The sequence below is a fragment of the Actinokineospora sp. NBRC 105648 genome (assembly GCF_030269645.1).
Taxonomy (GTDB): Bacteria; Actinomycetota; Actinomycetes; order Mycobacteriales; family Pseudonocardiaceae; genus Actinokineospora.
Genome location: NZ_BSTR01000104.1, coordinates 1 through 1,441, shown reverse-complemented (window position 1 = coordinate 1,441; position 1,441 = coordinate 1). Strand labels below are relative to the sequence as shown.

Annotated in this window: 1 protein-coding gene; it reads left to right on the top strand. The window is 66.8% G+C overall.

Annotated features, from left to right (window positions below):
- The first annotated feature begins 150 nt into the window (after positions 1 to 150).
- Positions 151 to 1,389: an ISAs1 family transposase gene (locus QSK30_RS36555; protein WP_285509996.1), complete on the top strand. Its 1,239-nt coding sequence runs from the start codon at positions 151 to 153 to the stop codon at positions 1,387 to 1,389.
- The last annotated feature ends 52 nt before the right edge of the window (positions 1,390 to 1,441 follow it).

Below are 1,441 nucleotides of genomic sequence, written 5' to 3'. Positions count from 1 at the left end.
CAGGGGAGCGTCAAGGTTTGTGATCTTGGTGTGAAGTCGGCGGATGTAGTGGCCGGTATCGACACATGAACGAAGAAGGTGGCCTCCTGCCTGCGATGATGCGGGTTCTCACACCATGCACATCGCAGAGCCCAGAGGCCACCCTTGTCAGTGTCGCATGCCCTTTCGTCGTGCTCCCGCCCCGCCGCCTCCGATCCGGGTGTTGCCGGGGTACGCGCACTGGTCGACATGCTCGGCGGGATAGCCGATCCGCGTGATGTTCGAGGAATCCGCTTCCGGATCGGCACGGTGCTGGCGGTCATGGTGTTCGCGGTGCTGGCCGGAGCCCGTAACTTCCGGGAGATCGGGGACCGGGCACACGATCTCCCACAGGAACTGCTCGCCTTGGCCGGGTGTCCCGTGCATGCGGTGACCGGCCGTTATGTCGCTCCCAGCGAACCGACGACGCGCCGTGTCGCGCACGGCATCGACGCCGACGCAGCCGATGCACGGGTGTGTGGGTGGCTGCATGCTCACGCGATGGCGGCCGCGCTCGCGAACAGCGCCGGCGGCAGGGGTGGTGGTGATGCGGCCCGGACACTGCTCGCGGTGGCGATGGACGGCAAGACCATTCGCAACACCATCGCCCCCGGCGGCCCCGAGGGCAGCGAGATCAAGCTGTTCTCCGCGTTGCTCCACGAGGAGGCGATCGTGATCGCGCAACGGCGCATACCCCCTGGCACCAACGAGATCACCCAGGTCAAGGCGTTGTTGGCAGGTATCGATCTGACCGGGATGGTGATCACCGGGGATGCCGCGCACGCCCAACACGCCACCGCCGCCCATCTGGCCTGCGAACGCGGCGGGGACTACGCGCTCACGGTCAAGGGCAATCAGCCCGCCCTGCTCGCGCGGATCGCCGCGATGCTGCCGCCGGCCGCGCCAGGCACCGAACACCACGTCACCGAGGACCGTTCCCGGGGCCGGATCGTGCGCCGGGCGATCTGGATCGTTCCTGCCGAGGGGGTCGACTTTCCCAGTGCGGCGCAGGTGTTCCGGATCCGCCGTGACACCTTCGACCACCTGGGAAACCGGCTGACCAAAGAGGTCGTACACGGTGTGACCAGCCTGGACGCCGGGCGGGCCACCGCCGGACAGGTCGCCGCTCTGATCCGAAACCATTGGGGGATCGAGAACCGCGGCCACTGGGTCCGTGACGTCGTCTACCGCGAGGATGACCAGCACGCCTACGCCGGGACCGGCGCCCATGTCATGGCGACCCTGCGCAATCTCGCCCTCGGGTTGCTACGCCTGGCCGGAATGACCCGTATCAAACGCACTCTGGAACATATCGCCGCCGACCGGACCCGGATCTTCCCGATCATGGCGACCGCGATCAGCACAACGTGACGTGATGGTCATCTGACCTCACGCCAAGATCACAGACTTTGACGTTCCCCTG